The following is a 2,004-nucleotide window of genomic DNA, read 5'->3' as shown; positions in this document are numbered from 1 at the left end:
AAGCTAATGTTACTTTATTACGTAATTTGTTTAAAGGGATATATAGGGTTATTATTTAATGTAACTAAAATAATTTAAAAGGAGATAGGAAGTTATGTTTAAAGTAAAAACAAGGGGAAAAATAAAAGAAATTGTTATGGTTTCAACGGCTTGTACCATGTTGTCAATGTATGGAGCACCAATTTCTAGTACAGAGGCAGCAACCCGATCTCATGCCCCATCAGTTTATGTAACACCACAGAATACTGCTGCTTCAGATATTATTAGCATAGACTGGTCACCAGTCCAAACAGCACCTTATACATATTGGAATACTGCTGCTTCAGATATTATTAGCATAGACTGGTCACCACAGCACCTTATACATATTGGGCTGTGCATAACTGGAATCAGGGAGGAGAAGGTGGTGGTTATGCGGGCTTCCAACAACAAAGTGGTTTTGATCAATTCGGTAAACGTACCCTTCACTTTGCGCTTTGGGATCCAATAGCATCAAACCAAGCAATAAAAGCTGAATATTTATCGCCGACTTCAGAAGCCAGTAGATTTGGTGGAGAAGGAACAGGTCTAAAGGTACAAACAACTTATAATTGGAAAGATAGTGAATGGTATCGAATGACTCTACGTTCTTGGCAAGAAGATGGCCATACAAAGTTTGGCCAGTGGATAAAAGATAATAAATTAAATCAATGGAAGTTAGTTGCTATTATGGATCATCCAGTTGCAAATGTGGCATTTAACTATGGTTTATCGATGTTTCAAGAGGACTGGGCTGGTAATGGACAAGATGTAAGAGAAGCACGTCTTAAAAATGGATACAGCAGAAAAGTTTCAGATAAACAATGGAATTCTTGGAATAATCAGCGTATCTCTGGGCAACATGATACGTCCTATCAATACGATGGAGGAGCAACTTCAGAATATCTATGGGTTAGGGCAGGAGGAAATACTCAATCAACTATTGGTACTGGAAAAACCTTTAATATAAATCAGCCTAGTCAACCAGAAATGGGAAATTTAGATTTTGATATTCAAAATACTCGCTTTGAAGATGGAAAATTAAATGTTTCATGGAAATTGAAAGAACAAAGTACTCCACAGTTTAAAGGGAAAATTGAAATCTATGACAATGAAAAGTTAATGGGACAACCTTTGAAAGTAATCGATAATATTAAGTCTTACAAAACTGAGGTAAGTCAAACTATGCAATTGCCTCAAACGGCTTTTGCTAAAATTACATTAACAGACATATTTGATCGAACTGTAGAGAAAAAAGTAGAAATTACAAATGGAAATTCTGATATTTTAGTAGGGAACCAATTTGCATGGTCCCTAAAAGGATATAGTGATCGAGAAATTGCAAAAGTAGATTATAATAAAACAGCAGAAGAGCTGAAAATCAAATTAGAAGCTGGTGTGCCGCATTCTTATTTCAATAGCACATATGCAAGTATTAAAGTCCAGAACTCATCTGGTAGCGTTATGTACAATAAGGAAATTATGGGAAATAGACAACAAAATGCTGAAACCCAAACAGTACCTGTAAAAGTAGGAGATTATTTAGAATTCACTCATATAGAAGGGGAAGCAGCAAAGGAAAAAACACGCGCAACATTAACGAATCTTGAAAATAACAAAAATGAGACTATTGGAAAGTCAGCAAGGTATGAGGTTACAAAAGAGGGATTAAAGAAAGTAGAAAAAATGCCAGAGACAACAATTCTAGATGGAAAACAATTTGCATGGTCCCTAAAAGGATATAGTGATCGAGAAATTGCAAAAGTAGATTATAATAAAACAGCAGAAGAGCTGAAAATCAAATTAGAAGCTGGTGTGCCGCATTCTTATTTCAATAGCACATATGCAAGTATTAAAGTCCAGAATTCATCTGGTAGCGTTTTGTACAATAAGGAAATTATGGGAAATAGACAACAAAATGCTGAAACCCAAACAGTACCTGTAAAAGAGGGAGATTATATAGAATTTACTCATATAGAAGGGGAA

1 pseudogene is annotated in these 2,004 nt (G+C 35.3%); it reads left to right on the top strand.

From position 1 onward, the window contains the following. Nucleotides 1-94: 94 nt before the first annotated feature. Nucleotides 95-2,004 (top strand): annotated as a pseudogene (locus DN403_RS27775) (DUF3472 domain-containing protein); the annotation flags it as partial.

Origin of the sequence: Bacillus sp. AY2-1, from assembly GCF_008368965.1 — a bacterium.
Lineage (GTDB): Bacteria > Bacillota > Bacilli > Bacillales > Bacillaceae_G > Bacillus_A > Bacillus_A thuringiensis_S.
The sequence above is the reverse complement of the archived record's forward strand: the minus strand, read 5'-3'. Positions and strand labels throughout refer to the sequence as shown.